The sequence below is a fragment of the Flagellimonas marinaquae genome (assembly GCF_023716465.1).
In the GTDB taxonomy this organism is placed as follows: domain Bacteria; phylum Bacteroidota; class Bacteroidia; order Flavobacteriales; family Flavobacteriaceae; genus Flagellimonas; species Flagellimonas alginolytica.
Genome location: NZ_CP092415.1, coordinates 3662063 through 3676629, shown reverse-complemented (window position 1 = coordinate 3676629; position 14567 = coordinate 3662063). Strand labels below are relative to the sequence as shown.

Below are 14567 nucleotides of genomic sequence, written 5' to 3'. Positions count from 1 at the left end.
TGTTGTTAAACGGTTATTTTTGATCGGTTAAATATGGGCATTTAAATTAGAATTACGAATCCTATTTAACTATTTTTGCAAAAAATAAAGATAGTTGCATGTTATCAGTATCGAATTTATCCGTACAGTTTGGCAAAAGAGTTTTGTTCGATGAGGTCAATGTAACCTTTGCCCAGGGAAATTGTTACGGTATTATTGGCGCCAACGGCGCTGGAAAATCCACTTTTTTAAAGATTTTATCGGGACAGATAGATCCCACCTCGGGACATGTGCACTTGGAGCCCGGCAAGCGTATGTCCATTTTGGAGCAAAACCACAATGCCTACGATGAGTTTCCTGTGTTGGAGACCGTGGTAATGGGCAACAAGCCTTTGGCCAAAATTAAAAAAGAGATCGATGCACTGTACGCAGACTATACAGATGAAAATGCAGAAAAAATCGGGGAGCTCCAGGTCAAGTTCGAGGAAATGAACGGCTGGAACGCCGATAGTGATGCTGCCGCCATGCTTTCCAATCTAGGAATTACCGAAGATTTGCATTACACCAACATGGGCGATCTGGACCCCAAGTTAAAAGTACGGGTACTTTTGGCACAGGCCCTTTTTGGAAGCCCGGATGTATTGATCATGGATGAGCCGACCAACGATTTGGATTACGATACCATAAATTGGTTGGAAAACTTTTTGGCCAATTACGACAATACGGTGATCGTGGTTTCCCACGATAGGCACTTTTTGGATGCCGTTTGTACCACTATTGCCGATATCGATTTTGGAAAGATCAACCTGTTTTCCGGAAACTATACGTTCTGGTACGAGAGCAGCCAATTGGCAGCCCGACAAAGAGCACAGCAGAACAAAAAAGCGGAAGAAAAAGCAAAGGAGCTCAACGAGTTCATACAACGTTTCAGTGCGAACGTAGCCAAGAGCAAACAGGCTACTTCCCGTAAAAAAATGTTGGAGAAACTAAAGGTCGAGGACATTAAACCGTCCAGTCGAAGGTATCCGGCCATCATCTTTGATCGCGAACGCGAGGCTGGGGACCAGATTCTGAACGTAGAAAAGCTCTCTGCGATCTCTGATGATGGAGACCTTCTGTTCAAAGATGTCAACATCAATTTGGCGAAAGGGGATAAGGTGGCCATTTTGTCCAAAGACTCCCGTGCCACTACGGCATTTTACGACATTGTAGCCAATAAGATAAAGCCCGAGAGTGGTAAATTTCAATGGGGTGTAACCACCACACAATCGTATTTGCCGGCCGATAATTCGGATTTTTTCCAAGAGGACGTCAACCTTGTGGACTGGCTGCGTCAATGGGCCAAAACCGAAGAAGAAAGGGAAGAGGTGTACATTAGGGGATTCCTGGGCAAGATGTTGTTCAGTGGAGAAGAAGCCCTAAAAAAGTGTACGGTACTTTCAGGTGGTGAAAAAGTGCGTTGTATGCTAAGCCGTATGATGATGCTCCGTGCCAACGTACTTATGCTGGACGAACCAACGAACCACTTAGATCTAGAAAGTATAACGGCGTTCAACAATTCCTTAAAAAACTTTAAAGGCACCATACTGCTCACCACGCACGATCATGAGTTCGTTAACACGGTAGCGAACAGAATTATTGAGCTTACACCAAACGGTGTTATCGATCGCTATCTGAGTTTTGACGAATATATGTCGGATAAATCCATTAAGGCCCAGCGCGAAAAAATGTACGCAGTAACCGCTTAGGCGTTAAAATATTTGCTTTTCCAGATAGCGGGGTTAAAGTTTTTTCCAAGGGCAAATCCATAAAAAATAACTATGGATGCGATACATTTGAACATAAAAAAGAAGATAAGGAAAAACTCCGCTGTGGAACTTTTTTTGGAAAAAAGTCCTTCAGGGACCAATAAGGTTGTCAAATAACTGATCAACAATACCAGAACGATCAGATTCACCATATTTTTGAACGGCCAAGCAAACCATTTGCGCAAGGGGTGAAGGTCGTTGCCCCATTTGTGGATCAAATAATAATAATTGTTACCTATTGGTGCGAACAAAAGAGGGTCGTCCTTGTCCTCTAATTTGAACAACTTGGAAGGAGCTATGATCTTAAATCCTTTGAGTTGGGTTTGATGCATAGCTTCCAAGTGCTTTATTTTTGAAATGGCCTCCTGTGGAATGTCACCTTTAAATAGAGAACTGTCCAAAAAGCGTAATCTGTAGTCGATACAGATATCCTTAATTTGATCAATGTGATAGATTTTTTCTGTTTCCAAGAGCTCAAAATCAAAGGTATTGGCCAAGGTGTTGCTTGGTGCATCAATACGCGTGGCAATTTGCTCTTCGTTAAGTGCGTCTTCATTTAAAATACGTTGCACTTCAGCTAGAATGTTATTGTCGTTTTTGGCTCTACGTTTTCTGTCCTTAAGTTTTTGTTCGATGTTTGTTCCTTTCAAAATCATGCTATTTTTTTTGGTAATCTTCTCAAATTTAAGCATTTGATTTTTTGATCATGACATCCATCATAAACCATGAATGTTAAGTTTGTGTTAAATGAAATCTTGGTTGTAAAAAAGTACTTCGTTCTCTCGTAAAAAGATGTATCTTATCGAAGTTTTTGGCATTTAATCGTATAACAGTACCTTAAAATATAAAGTTTCGGCTTTTGATCGCAGTATAATGAAGACCCCCATCTCTAAATTCCTACTTGGCCTTGGTTTGGCTTTTAGCCTTTTTGCCTCTGCACAAAATACATCGAACGCATTGGCCTATGGGTCAGATAAACTCGATAATCACAAAATCTTGTTCAATGCTGTAAATGCAACCGAATTGGGGTCTCTTCTTGCTAAATCGGGCCCATTTACCATATTTGCACCTTCCGATGCAGCGTTCGCTAAGTTTTCCAATAATAAGATAACGGAATTGATCAATGCAGAGGATAAGAGTGCGTTAAAATCATTGTTGGCCTACCATATTGTAGCTGGCCAATTAACGGCATCAAGAATGTTGAGAGCTATCGGTAGAGGAAATGGCACAGCGGCTTTTACCACAGTTCAGGGCAAAAAGCTCACGGCTCATTTGGATGGTTACGACATTGTACTGACCGATCCGGTCGGAAACACGGCCAGAATTACTACGGCAGACTTAAATCTCGAGAACAAAGGGGTTATCCACGAGATTGACAGTGTTATTTTGCCTGCACAAATGTAATTATCGAAGTTCAGCTCCCAGTTGCTTCTGGTATTGGGTCAATAATTTCCCCATTATTTTGTCGATTTGCTTATCGGTAAGGGTTTTGTTTTCGTCCATAAGGGTGAAGCTTACCGCATAGGATTTTTTACCATCAGGAAGATTTTTACCTGTATAAACATCGAATAGGTTTACCTTTTTAAGTAACTTTTTCTCCGTGCTCCAAGCAATATCGTACACCTTTTTAAAAGTAATGGAGTCGTCCAATAACAGGGCGAAATCCCTTGTTACCTCTGGGAATTTTGGAATTTCTTTAAAAGTAATATTGTTCCTGTTAACGGCATTGAGAACGGAATCCCAATCCAAATTGGCATAGAATACCTCTTGCTTAATATCAAAACGTTTCAATACTGATTTAGCCACCAAACCAATGGAAGCTATTTGATTGCTGCCCTTCACAAAGGTAATGCCCTCGGCAAGATTATCGTCAGTAGCTGGCTCAACGTCCAAGTTTCCTAGACCAAGGCGTTCAAAAAGAATTTCAACAATTCCTTTTAAATAGAAAAAATCGGATTTTCGTGAACTTGTTGCCCAACTATTTTCCGTGCGTTCTCCCGAGATAAAAATGGATAAATGCTGATTTTCTTGGAAACCTTCATCCATTTTGTGGTAGGTTTTCCCAAATTCGAACAATTTTAGGTCGTTTTTTTGCCTATTATGATTGTAGTTCACAGTTTGTAGACCAGAGTGCAGCATGGAGGTTCTTAAGATGGATAGGTCCGAACTTAATGGGTTCAACATTTCCACGGCAGATGTATTTTCCTCAACAAAATCCGAAGAAACCAAGCTATTGGTCATGATCTCATAGAATCCCTTTGCAGCCAAGGTATTCCCGATGATATCCTGTAATCTGTGGTTTTCAAAGCGGGAAGATTTGGCAATGGATGCGTTTAGTTTTTCCTTAAAATCAACATTATTGTATCCGAACACCCTTAAAATTTCCTCAATAACATCCACCTCTCTTGTTACGTCGACTCTGTAGGTAGGGATGGTAAGACCCAATCCGGACTCTGTTACATTGTTGATGCGTATTTCTAGCGAGGATAATATCGATTTTATGGTATCTTGGGGTATCTCCTGTCCAATTAGTGAGTTTATTTTATTAAAAGTCAAGAAAACCTGTCTGTCCTGTGGTTTTTTAGGGAAAAGATCAATAATATCCGAAGTGATATATCCCCCAGCTATCTCCCTAATAAGCAAGGCGGCTCTTTTTAGTGCATATTTGGAAAGGTTGATATCGATACCTCTTTCAAACCTGAAGGAAGCATCCGTGCTCAGACCATGTCTTTTGGCTGTTTTCCGGATGGATACAGGGTCAAAATAAGCGCTCTCCAGGAAGATAGATGTAGTGTGCTCGGTGACCCCGGAGTGAATACCTCCAAATACACCGGCAATACACATGGGCTTTTCACCATCACAGATCATGAGGTCGTCCTCGTGCAATTCCCGTTCCACCTCGTCCAGAGTAGTAAACTTTGTGCCTGCTGGTAGTGTTTTGACCTCAACTTTGTTGCCCTTTATTTTCGAAGCATCAAAAGCGTGCAAAGGCTGTCCTAATTCGTGCAATACATAATTGGTTACATCCACTACATTGTTAATGGGGGTAAGTCCAATGGATTTCAAGCGATTTTTTAGCCAATCTGGCGACTCCTGAACAATCAAGTTGCTAATAGTGACCCCGCAGTATCTTGGTGCTAGATCACTATCCTTGACCTCAACATCAATTTTTAAAGATCTATTGTCAACGGAGAAGTTACTGGTAGATGGTGTAACCAGTTCTTTCTGTATCTCTTGTTGTTCCAGCCCGGCCTTAAGATCGCGAGCCACACCAAAATGGCTCATGGCGTCGGCACGGTTAGGGGTCAGTCCTATTTCAAAAACCTCATCGTTCTCAATATCAAAAACTTGGGCGCATGGAGTTCCGGGAACCAAGTCATCATTTAGGACCATAATACCATCATGACCGTCACCAAGACCTATTTCATCTTCTGCACAGATCATACCTTGGCTTACTTCGCCTCGGATTTTTCCTTTTTTAATCGTCCAAGCCTCACCTTCTTTAGTGTACAATGTGGTCCCAACGATGGCAACCGGTACCTTTTGGCCGGCAGCTACGTTTGGAGCGCCACATACAATCTGCAATGGGGCTTCTTGTCCAACATCTACGGTGGTCAGTTTAAGTTTATCTGCATTTGGGTGCTTTTCGCAGGTCAGAACTTGTCCGACCACTATGCCCTTTAAACCACCTTTAACTGATTCGAATTGGGCAATACCCTCAACCTCCAGGCCTAAATCCGTTAATAGCTCACCTGTTTTATGAGCATCCCAATCAATTTGCACAAATTGCTTTAACCAGTTGTAAGAAATCTTCATACCCCATTTTTAGAGGGCACAAATATATAACAATAGAGCAACAGATTCAACGATTATAATGACCTTAGACCGTAACTGATTCTTCAAATTAAAATGTAATTGCTACATTTAAGAAAAATCTCTCACTATATGAATAGGATAGCCTTGGTAATGGCTGGACTTTTTTTGTTATTGGCCTCTTGCAAGAATAATAAAACACCAGAGCTTAAGGAGGGGCAATGGCTTGCCGAAATCGAAGTTTCGAATGGGCAACGCTTGCCTTTTGAGTTTACTTTGTCCAAAAACATGGACAGTGGTTACGTTATGAAAGTTTTTAATGCTGAAGAAGTAATTACCATTGATGAATTTGAATTTAATGGTGATTCCATTGATATCCGTATGCCCATTTTTGAGGGTCACATATCCGGAACATTTACTGATGAGCAGATCACGGGACAATTTTTGGAAGAAAGTAAAGGCAGGAGTGTGCCGTTTAAAGCTACTTATGGTTTTTCCGAACGCTTTAAAACTGCAAAAGACGCTCAAGTGAACATTTCCGGTATCTGGGAAACCTATTTTAATGTAAATACCGAAGGGGAATACCCTGCCAAGGGTATTTTTATGCAAAATGGAAACAAAGTAAAGGGCACCTTTAGGACCAATACGGGAGATTACCGTTACTTGGATGGGGTGGTTACGGGAGATAGTCTAAAACTATCCGCTTTTGATGGTTCACATGTATTTTTGTTCTTGGCCCAAGTGACCGATAGCACCCTAAACGGTACATTTTACTCTGGAGAACATACCGTTCAGGAGTTTATGGGAGCAAGAAACGAAGCTTTTGAACTGCCCGACTCGAATAGTTTAACTTATTTGAGGGAAGGCTACGATAGATTCAATTTTTCTTTTCCCAATACAGAAGGGGTAGAAGTGTCCTTGGACGACCCCATGTTCAAAAACAAGACAGTTTTGGTGCAAATTATGGGTACTTGGTGCCCCAATTGTTTGGATGAGACGCGTCTTTATGTGGATTATATAAAAAACAATCCAGAACTGGACGTACAATTTGTTGGGTTGGCTTTTGAGTATGCTAAAACCGAGGAAAAAGCATTTGAAGGGATTCAACGCTTAAAAGAAAGGGAAGAGGTCCCTTATCCAATTTTATTGGCGCAATACGGAACATCCAATAAGCAAAAGGCGAACGAAAAATTACCTATGTTAAACCACATTTTGTCCTACCCAACAACTATTTATATAGATAAAAATGGGGATGTAAGGAAAATCCATACAGGTTTTAACGGCCCGGCAACTGGAGATAAGTTTGTTGAATTTAAAAAGGAGTTCAACAAGACCATACAGGAACTGGTCAATACCGAAGATGTTAATTTAGGTAATTGATCTATATAATGGTCGACTTGCCTAAATCTATATTTTCATCGTTCATAAGGGTGTCGTCCTCAAAGTCGACTATACTATGCGCTATAAAGTCCCCGACGTGATTGGTGCCGTATGGGCTATCCTTCTTTAAGTCTGGGGTGACTATTCCTTTTTTCAGTGATTTATCCACTGCTTTTTTAACGGCCAAAGCCTCTTCGTTAAGGCCAAAATGCTCCAAAAGCATGGCTGCGGAGAGTATAGATGCGATCGGGTTGGCAATATCCTTGCCCTTGGCTTGTGGGTAGGAGCCATGTATGGGCTCGAACAATGCATTTTCCTCTCCTATGGAGGCGGATGCCAATAACCCAATAGAACCACCAATTACACTGCCTTCGTCGGAAATAATATCCCCGAACATATTTTCTGTCAGGATAACATCAAACTGTTTGGGATTCAATATAATCTGCATTGCCGCATTGTCCACAAATAAATAGTCCAATGTAACCTCCGGATAACTTTCGCCGATTTTGGTCACCACTTTGCGCCATAAACGCGAGGACTCCAGTACGTTGGCCTTGTCAACCAAGGTAAGTTTCTTATTTCGGCCTTTCGCAGCTTTAAAGGCCAAATGTGCAATTCGGCTTATTTCTTCTTCGGTATATTCGCAAAGGTCGGATGCTTTAGTGCCTTCCTCGTTCAGTTTTTTCTCGCCAAAATATATACCTCCGGTAAGCTCTCTGTAGATTACAAAATCCGTTCCCTGGATTACTTCTTTTTTTAAAGGCGACCTGTCCAAAAGAGTTGGGTAGGCATTAACCGGCCTAATGTTCGCAAACAATTCAAGTTCCTTGCGTAATTGCAATAAACCTTGTTCCGGACGAACCTTGGCCTCAGGGTCATTATCGTACTTTGGGTCGCCAATGGCACCAAAAAGTACAGCATCTGCCTCTTTGCACAATTTTAGTGTGTTATTGGGTAGGGGAACTCCTTTTTTGTCTATGGCGATAGCGCCTACCGGTGCCTCTTTAAAAAGAAAATGTTGATTGAATCTTTCTTCGACCGCCTCCAAACATTTCACCGTTTGGGCCAAAACTTCCGGTCCAATACCATCTCCGGGGAGCAATGCTATTTTTAATGCCATATACAATTGTTGTTATGCTAAACTCTTCATTCCAATATTGCTGGTTTCCACAATTTCGTGAATGTCCTCGTCCATAATTTCCTTTTTTCTATCGGCATACTGTAAAAAGTTCTGATATACCGTATCCAATTGAAGCTTGGTGAGTTCGTAACCAATATTTTTTGCTCGATAGGCGAGGGCAGCACGCCCGCTACGTGCCGTAAGCACAATGGATGATTCGCTCACTCCTACATCTTTTGGATCTATGATCTCGTAGGTCTCTCTTTGTTTGATCACCCCGTCTTGGTGGATTCCAGAACTATGCGCAAATGCATTGGACCCCACAATGGCTTTGTTCGGTTGAACCGGCATACCCATTTTTTGTGAAACCATGGTACTGGTGTCCCAAAGCAATTTGCTATTGATGTCCGTGTCCAAATTTAAGTAAGGATGTTGCCTCATGATCATTACCACTTCCTCCAAAGAAGTGTTCCCGGCTCTTTCCCCAATACCGTTTATGGTACACTCGATTTGCCTGGCACCATTGATAACTCCCGCAATGGAGTTGGCCGTGGCCAATCCCAGGTCGTTGTGGCAGTGACAAGATAGAATAGCTTTGTCGATTCCGGTTACGTTCTCCTTCAAGTACTTCATTTTTGCACCGTACTCTTCGGGCAGGCAATAACCCGTGGTGTCTGGAATATTGAGCACTGTGGCCCCTGCTTTGATCACCGCTTCGCAGACTCGGGCCAAAAACTCATTGTCGGTTCTACCTGCATCTTCTGCATAAAACTCAACGTCCTCCACAAAAGACCTCGCATAGGAAACGGCCTCAACGGCACGTTCAATAATTTTATCTTGTGTGGAATTGAATTTATATTTAATATGGGATTCGGAAGTTCCGATTCCAGTATGAATTCTAGGTCTTTTGGCATCTTTTATGGCTTCGGCGGCAACTTCAATATCTTTTTTTACCGCGCGGGTCAATCCACAGACCGTTGCATTTTTGACCAATTTGGCAATTTCGTTGACAGATGTAAAATCACCTGGGCTAGATATGGGGAACCCTGCTTCGATTACATCAACACCAAGCTCATCCAGTCTTTCGGCAATGATTAATTTTTGTTCGGTATCCAGTTTACAGCCTGGTACCTGTTCTCCATCCCGTAGCGTTGTATCAAAAATTTCTACCTTATCTTTACCCATTATATCAACCTGTTTTTTTCTATGACTTACGAAAATAGAGAAGGAGGGCTGAAGACGAAAAGCAATTGCGTAACCGTTACAACGTTAAACTGCTTTTAGGTTGATTCAATACGCTGATAATCAATTGTGTAAATAATATTTTTTACGATGACAAATGCCCATAAGGATGCTTTGTTCGTTTTGGTAAAGTCGCTATCAAAATCCGAAAAACGCCAATTTAAGCTGTATGTTGGGAGATTGGGTGTAAACGCCGATGCTAAATTTTTGGCATTGTTCAATCTTTTGGACAAACTCCGTAAGTATGATGAAAAGCAGATTTTGGATAGTGGCATTGTCAAAAAATCACAACTCTCCAACCTCAAGGCACATTTGTACAAGCAAATATTGGTGAGCCTGCGATTGAATCCGGTAAACCAGAACGTCCGTATCCAAATTCGGGAACAATTGGATTTTGCTACAATTCTATACCAGAAGGGACTGTACAAGCAAAGCTTGAAGATTTTAGAGAAAGCCAAAAGCTTTGCTATCGAAAACGAGGAGAAAAATGTGGCATACGAAATTGTAGAGCTGGAAAAAGTAATAGAGACCCAATACATTACCCGAAGTATTCCCGATAGAGCGGACGAACTTGCTGTGGAAGCCAAGGAATTGTCGGAGCTCAATGTGTTGACCAGTAAGCTTTCCAACCTGTCTTTACAATTGTACGGAATGATGTTGAAAGTTGGCTATGCAAGAAGTGACGAGGATCTTAATAAGGTCAAGACGTATTTTGATGCACATATGCCGGACTATACAATTGAGAAAATGGGTTTTCGGGAAAAATTATGGCTGTACAAAGCTCATTTATGGTACAGTTTGTTAATTCAGGACTTTTTGTCAGCCTATAAATATTCCAGCAAATGGGTGGACCTTTTCTATGAGAACGATCATATGATATCCTTGAACCCAGTATTCTTTTTAAAAGGGAACCATTATCTGTTGGAATCTCTTTTCTTCGTAAAATATGCATCACAGTTTAGGGAGACGCTGGAGCGTTTGGAACAACAGGTAGGTGATGACAGGTTCCCCAAGAACGACAACATTGCCTCGCTTGCGTTTTTGTACATCAATACCAATAAATTGAACCTTCATTTTTTGGAAGGCACGTTCGATAAAGGCATTTATTTGGTCAATATTATAGAATATGGTATCAAAAAACATCGGCAACAGATAGATGAGCACCATATTATGTTGCTCTATTATAAAATCGCGTGTTTGTATTTTGGAAATGGAGATAACAAGAACTGTATTGCCTATCTAAAAAAGATAATATCCAACAAGCAACTTAAAATGCGCGAGGATTTGATGTGTTTTGCAAGGGTCTTGAGCCTTGTTGCGCATTATGAGGCCGGTATGGATTATCATTTGGAAGTACAACTTAAAAGTACGTACAAGTTTTTGTTGAAAATGAACGATTTACATGAAGTTCAAAAGGAGATGATAAAGTTTCTTCGAAACCTTGGGGACATCTATCCGACCGATTTAAAAGGCGAGTTTCAGAAATTGTACAACGAGCTTAAAAAATATGAGAACCATCCTTACGAGAAAAGGGCATTTCTCTATTTGGACATTTTATCTTGGCTGGAAAGTCATTTGCACAACAAACCCGTTTCCGAAGTCATCAGGGAAAAAGCCTTGGCTCTTACTCGTTAAGGCAAGCGCTCCAAACAGGATCGATCGGTGGTGGGGCCAAAAATGCAATCGGTTCTTTTTTTACCGGGTGCAACATGGCCAAACTTCTGGCATGTAAATGGATTCCACCATCTTTGTTGCTGCGGTCAGCGCCATATTTTAAATCGCCCTTAATAGTGTAGCCGATAGCTGCCAATTGCGCCCTTATTTGGTGGTGTCGGCCAGTTTTAAGGTCAATTTCCAATAAATAATAACTATTCAATTTTTTAATAACCTTATATTCTAAAATTGCTTTTTTGCTATTGGGCACCTCCTTGTTATGGGCATAGGATTTGTTCTGTTTTGGATTCCTGACCAACCAATGGGTCAGCGTGTCTTTTTCTTTTGGAGGTGCATCCTTAACGACCGCCCAATATATTTTTTTGGTATCACCCTCTGCAAACATCTTATTTAAACGGGGCAAAGCCTTCGATGTTTTTGCAAAGAGAACTATTCCAGAAGTAGGCCTGTCCAATCGGTGCACAACACCCAAATACACATTGCCAGGTTTGTTATATTTTGCTTTTATGTACTTTTTTACGACTTCGCTCAAAGGGTCGTCCCCGGTTTTGTCGCCCTGGACGATATCCCCGACACGTTTATTTACAACGATGAGATGATTGTCTTCAAAAAGCACTTGAAGGTTGGAGGGGACGGAATACTCTTTATTGCTAACTGACAATTGTAAATTGTAATTTAATACGATTCTTCTTCATTCGGGAAATCCTGACTTTTAACATCATCCACATATTGGGAAATGGCATTGCTCATTTCATCGTAGAGGTTTAAATACCTTCGTAAAAATCTTGGGTTGAATTCATGCGTCATTCCCAGCATATCGTGCACTACCAGAACCTGCCCATCTACATCGCCCCCTGCACCTATTCCGATTATGGGAATGGAGACGCTTTCTGCCACCTCTTTGGCCAATTTTGCAGGTATTTTTTCCAAAACAATGGCAAAACAGCCCAGTTCTTCCAATAATTTGGCATCGGACTTTAATTTTTCGGCCTCTTCTTCTTCTTTGGCGCGTACCGTGTAGGTTCCAAATTTATAGATGGATTGTGGGGTAAGTCCCAAGTGCCCCATTACAGGGATGCCCGCCTCAAGAATTCGGCTAATGGATATCTTTATTTCTTCACCACCTTCCACCTTTACGGCGTGGGCCCCACTTTCCTTCATAATTCGGATAGCGGAACGTAATGCCTCTTTGGAGTCACCTTGGTAACTGCCAAAAGGGATGTCCACCACGACCAATGCCCTTTTTGCCGCTCTTACAACAGAGGTGGCATGATAGATCATTTGATCCAAGGTTATGGGCAAGGTAGTCTCGTGTCCCGCCATAACATTACTGGCGGAATCGCCTACCAAAATAGCATCCACATTGGCACCATCCACAATCTTTGCCATTGAATAGTCGTAGGAGGTAAGCATGCTTATTTTTTCTCCATGCTTTTTCATTTCCACCAACGATTTTACCGTTACCCTCTTGTATTCTTTTTTAGCTGTAGACATCGAAATTATTTTTGATGGTTAAAAGTAAGCAGATTTGTTTAATTTAGGAGGTAATCAAAAAACTAATAAAATGAGAAAACTGTTTAGTACCGTGATTTTTTTTGCGGTAGTGTTATTTGGAAACGCCCAAGGTCCAAACCCATCTAGCGAAGAAACCAAAGCCGAGGTAAAACAGGTTATCGAAACTTTTTTTGATGGATTCCACAAACAGGATTCTACGATTATAAAAAGTACCGTGGCGAATAATGTTGTTTTGCAGACCACGGGTAGGAATCCTGATGGGAAGACTCTGTTCAGAACGGAGGAATTTTCAAATTTTCTAAAATCGATAGTGGGTATTCCGGACACGATGAAGTTTGAGGAGAAACTTACTTCTTTCTCCATTCAGGTGGACAGGACCATGGCCAACGCCTGGGTGGGCTATGAGTTTTGGTTGAACGGGGAGTTTAGTCATTGCGGAATTAATTCTTTCCAATTGATCAATTTTGATGGCGAATGGAAGATTATTTACCTTATTGATACCAGGGGCAAGGAAGGCTGTATGGACTAGCAGTCGCTCAAAAACACACCCACAGCGAGACCACCTTCCGAGGTTTCCTTGTACTTGGAACTCATATCTTTTGCGGTTTCCCACATGGTATTCACTACTTTGTCCAAAGGTACTTTACAATCTTTTGGGTCGGTGTCCAAAGCCAACTCCGCCGCATTTATGGCTTTAATGGCCCCCATTGCATTGCGTTCTATACAAGGAACTTGGACCAAGCCGCCAATGGGGTCACAGGTAAGCCCTAAATGATGCTCCATGGCGATTTCGGCAGCGATCAATACTTGTTCCGGGGAACCGCCCATCAATTCGGTTAAACCAGCTGCGGCCATAGCGGAAGAAACTCCGATCTCGGCTTGGCAACCGCCCATAGCCGCGGAAATTGTGGCACCTTTTTTAAAAATACTGCCCACTTCGCTCGCAACCAACAAAAATTGCTTAACATCGTCAAAGTCGGCGTCGTGGTTCTCGATAACCATGTAGTACATTAAAACGGCAGGAATAACACCTGCACTGCCATTGGTTGGGGCAGTGACCACTCGTCCGAGCGAAGCATTCACTTCGTTTACGCTCAGAGCAAAGCAGCTTACCCATTTTATGATCTGTCGGAATTTCACTTCGGTATCCCGTATGCTCTCCAACCACTCCTGCGGGTTGGAGTAGGGTACATCGCCCTTTAACTTTTGATGAATCTCGAAAGCACGCCGCTTAACGTTCAATCCGCCCGGAAGCTTTCCTTCGGTATGGCAACCTACATACATACATTCCAGCATGGTATTCCAGATTCGCGCAATACCTTCGTCAATTTCGGGTTCCGTTCGCAATGAAAGTTCGTTTTCCATCACGATCATTGAAATGGATTTGTTTTGTAAACTACAGTGTTCAAGAAGTTCGTTGCCGGTTTTTACTGGGTGGGGGAATGCTTTAAAGGTCTCTTTGTTTTCCTTGGCATGGGTTCGCTCTTCCTTTACCACAAAACCGCCACCAATGGAATAATAGGTTTCGGAAATTACATCTCCGGTGTTCAATGTTGCTTCGAACAACATTCCGTTGGCATGGAATGGCAAAAACTCTTTTTTAAAGAGAATATCGTTCTGAAAGCTAAAGGGAATTGTTCTTTTTCCGCCAAAACTTAATTGGTTTTCTGCTTTTATTCTGTCAATACTTCCTGCAATACTGTCAATATCCACAGTTTCTGGGTCGGTTCCCAATAGTCCCATGACCACGGCAATGTCGGTGGCATGTCCCTTTCCTGTTAGGCATAGTGAGCCATAAAGATGCACTTTTATATGTTGGACGTTGTCAAAGACATTTTGTTCTTCAAGTTCGGCGATCCACCTTTCGGCTGCACGCCATGGGCCAAGTGTGTGGGAGCTGGAAGGTCCCACGCCTATTTTTAGCATATCGAACACACTAATACACTCCATAAACTCAATTTATAGTTTCAAATATAGGAAGCTAAGAAATACAAAAATGAGAATTTTTAAATATTGAGAGTCACATTTTGTGACAA

General features: G+C 41.7%; 12 protein-coding genes. 5 read left to right on the top strand and 7 right to left on the bottom strand.

Features of this window, described 5'->3' with window-relative positions; translation table 11 throughout:
- The first annotated feature begins 98 nt into the window (after nucleotides 1-98).
- A complete protein-coding gene (locus MJO53_RS16340) occupies nucleotides 99-1727 on the top strand; it encodes an ABC-F family ATP-binding cassette domain-containing protein (RefSeq protein ID WP_252079904.1) in 1629 nt (542 codons plus the stop codon).
- On the opposite strand, the gene MJO53_RS16335 is transcribed toward MJO53_RS16340, so the two are convergent.
- On the bottom strand, nucleotides 1724-2443 hold the full coding sequence (locus MJO53_RS16335; RefSeq protein ID WP_252079903.1) for a hypothetical protein: 720 nt from the start codon (nucleotides 2441-2443) through the stop codon (nucleotides 1724-1726). The two genes, MJO53_RS16340 and MJO53_RS16335, sit on opposite strands and share 4 nt — an antisense overlap.
- Nucleotides 2444-2660: 217 nt before the next feature.
- Here MJO53_RS16335 and MJO53_RS16330 point away from each other — a divergent pair, with 217 nt between their 5' ends.
- Nucleotides 2661-3191, top strand: a complete 531-nt coding sequence (locus tag MJO53_RS16330; protein ID WP_224836735.1) for a fasciclin domain-containing protein — start codon at nucleotides 2661-2663, stop codon at nucleotides 3189-3191.
- On the opposite strand, the gene pheT is transcribed toward MJO53_RS16330, so the two are convergent.
- A complete protein-coding gene (gene pheT, locus MJO53_RS16325) occupies nucleotides 3192-5603 on the bottom strand; it encodes a phenylalanine--tRNA ligase subunit beta (RefSeq protein WP_252079902.1) in 2412 nt (803 codons plus the stop codon).
- Nucleotides 5604-5732: 129 nt separating this feature from the next.
- Here pheT and MJO53_RS16320 point away from each other — a divergent pair, with 129 nt between their 5' ends.
- Entirely contained in the window at nucleotides 5733-6980 is a 1248-nt protein-coding gene (locus MJO53_RS16320) for a peroxiredoxin family protein (RefSeq protein WP_252079901.1), read from the top strand.
- Nucleotide 6981: 1 nt separating this feature from the next.
- On the opposite strand, the gene leuB is transcribed toward MJO53_RS16320, so the two are convergent.
- A complete protein-coding gene (gene leuB / locus MJO53_RS16315) occupies nucleotides 6982-8100 on the bottom strand; it encodes a 3-isopropylmalate dehydrogenase (protein ID WP_252079900.1) in 1119 nt (372 codons plus the stop codon).
- A 12-nt stretch (nucleotides 8101-8112) separates the two neighbouring features.
- Nucleotides 8113-9285 carry a 2-isopropylmalate synthase gene (locus MJO53_RS16310; protein ID WP_252079899.1) on the bottom strand — a complete coding sequence of 391 codons (1173 nt, stop codon included), beginning with the start codon at nucleotides 9283-9285 and terminating at the stop codon, nucleotides 8113-8115.
- Nucleotides 9286-9432: 147 nt separating this feature from the next.
- Here MJO53_RS16310 and MJO53_RS16305 point away from each other — a divergent pair, with 147 nt between their 5' ends.
- Nucleotides 9433-10977 carry a hypothetical protein gene (locus MJO53_RS16305; protein ID WP_252079898.1) on the top strand — a complete coding sequence of 515 codons (1545 nt, stop codon included), beginning with the start codon at nucleotides 9433-9435 and terminating at the stop codon, nucleotides 10975-10977.
- Here MJO53_RS16305 and MJO53_RS16300 read toward each other — a convergent pair.
- Both MJO53_RS16300 and panB read right to left on the bottom strand, forming a co-directional pair.
- Nucleotides 10967-11677, bottom strand: a complete 711-nt coding sequence (locus tag MJO53_RS16300) for an RluA family pseudouridine synthase (RefSeq protein WP_252079897.1) — start codon at nucleotides 11675-11677, stop codon at nucleotides 10967-10969. The two genes, MJO53_RS16305 and MJO53_RS16300, sit on opposite strands and share 11 nt — an antisense overlap.
- A 14-nt stretch (nucleotides 11678-11691) precedes the next feature.
- A complete protein-coding gene (gene panB, locus MJO53_RS16295) occupies nucleotides 11692-12510 on the bottom strand; it encodes a 3-methyl-2-oxobutanoate hydroxymethyltransferase (RefSeq protein WP_224836742.1) in 819 nt (272 codons plus the stop codon).
- Nucleotides 12511-12580: 70 nt separating this feature from the next.
- Here panB and MJO53_RS16290 point away from each other — a divergent pair, with 70 nt between their 5' ends.
- A complete protein-coding gene (locus MJO53_RS16290; protein WP_224836743.1) occupies nucleotides 12581-13060 on the top strand; it encodes a nuclear transport factor 2 family protein in 480 nt (159 codons plus the stop codon).
- On the opposite strand, the gene MJO53_RS16285 is transcribed toward MJO53_RS16290, so the two are convergent.
- Nucleotides 13057-14481 carry an L-serine ammonia-lyase gene (locus MJO53_RS16285; protein ID WP_252079896.1) on the bottom strand — a complete coding sequence of 475 codons (1425 nt, stop codon included), beginning with the start codon at nucleotides 14479-14481 and terminating at the stop codon, nucleotides 13057-13059. The two genes, MJO53_RS16290 and MJO53_RS16285, sit on opposite strands and share 4 nt — an antisense overlap.
- Between the last annotated feature and the right edge of the window lie 86 nt (nucleotides 14482-14567).

Bases quoted from the DNA above. Each gene is read 5' to 3' on its own strand.
- MJO53_RS16285 (WP_252079896.1), bottom strand. From the start codon at position 14,481: ATGGAGTGTATTAGTGTGTTCGATATGCTAAAAATAGGCGTGGGACCT.
- leuB (WP_252079900.1), bottom strand. From the start codon at position 8,100: ATGGCATTAAAAATAGCATTGCTCCCCGGAGATGGTATTGGACCGGAA.
- MJO53_RS16330 (WP_224836735.1), top strand. From the start codon at position 2,661: ATGAAGACCCCCATCTCTAAATTCCTACTTGGCCTTGGTTTGGCTTTT.
- MJO53_RS16290 (WP_224836743.1), top strand. From the start codon at position 12,581: ATGAGAAAACTGTTTAGTACCGTGATTTTTTTTGCGGTAGTGTTATTT.
- MJO53_RS16320 (WP_252079901.1), top strand. From the start codon at position 5,733: ATGAATAGGATAGCCTTGGTAATGGCTGGACTTTTTTTGTTATTGGCC.
- panB (WP_224836742.1), bottom strand. From the start codon at position 12,510: ATGTCTACAGCTAAAAAAGAATACAAGAGGGTAACGGTAAAATCGTTG.
- pheT (WP_252079902.1), bottom strand. From the start codon at position 5,603: ATGAAGATTTCTTACAACTGGTTAAAGCAATTTGTGCAAATTGATTGG.
- MJO53_RS16335 (WP_252079903.1), bottom strand. From the start codon at position 2,443: ATGATTTTGAAAGGAACAAACATCGAACAAAAACTTAAGGACAGAAAA.
- MJO53_RS16305 (WP_252079898.1), top strand. From the start codon at position 9,433: ATGACAAATGCCCATAAGGATGCTTTGTTCGTTTTGGTAAAGTCGCTA.
- MJO53_RS16340 (WP_252079904.1), top strand. From the start codon at position 99: ATGTTATCAGTATCGAATTTATCCGTACAGTTTGGCAAAAGAGTTTTG.
- MJO53_RS16310 (WP_252079899.1), bottom strand. From the start codon at position 9,285: ATGGGTAAAGATAAGGTAGAAATTTTTGATACAACGCTACGGGATGGA.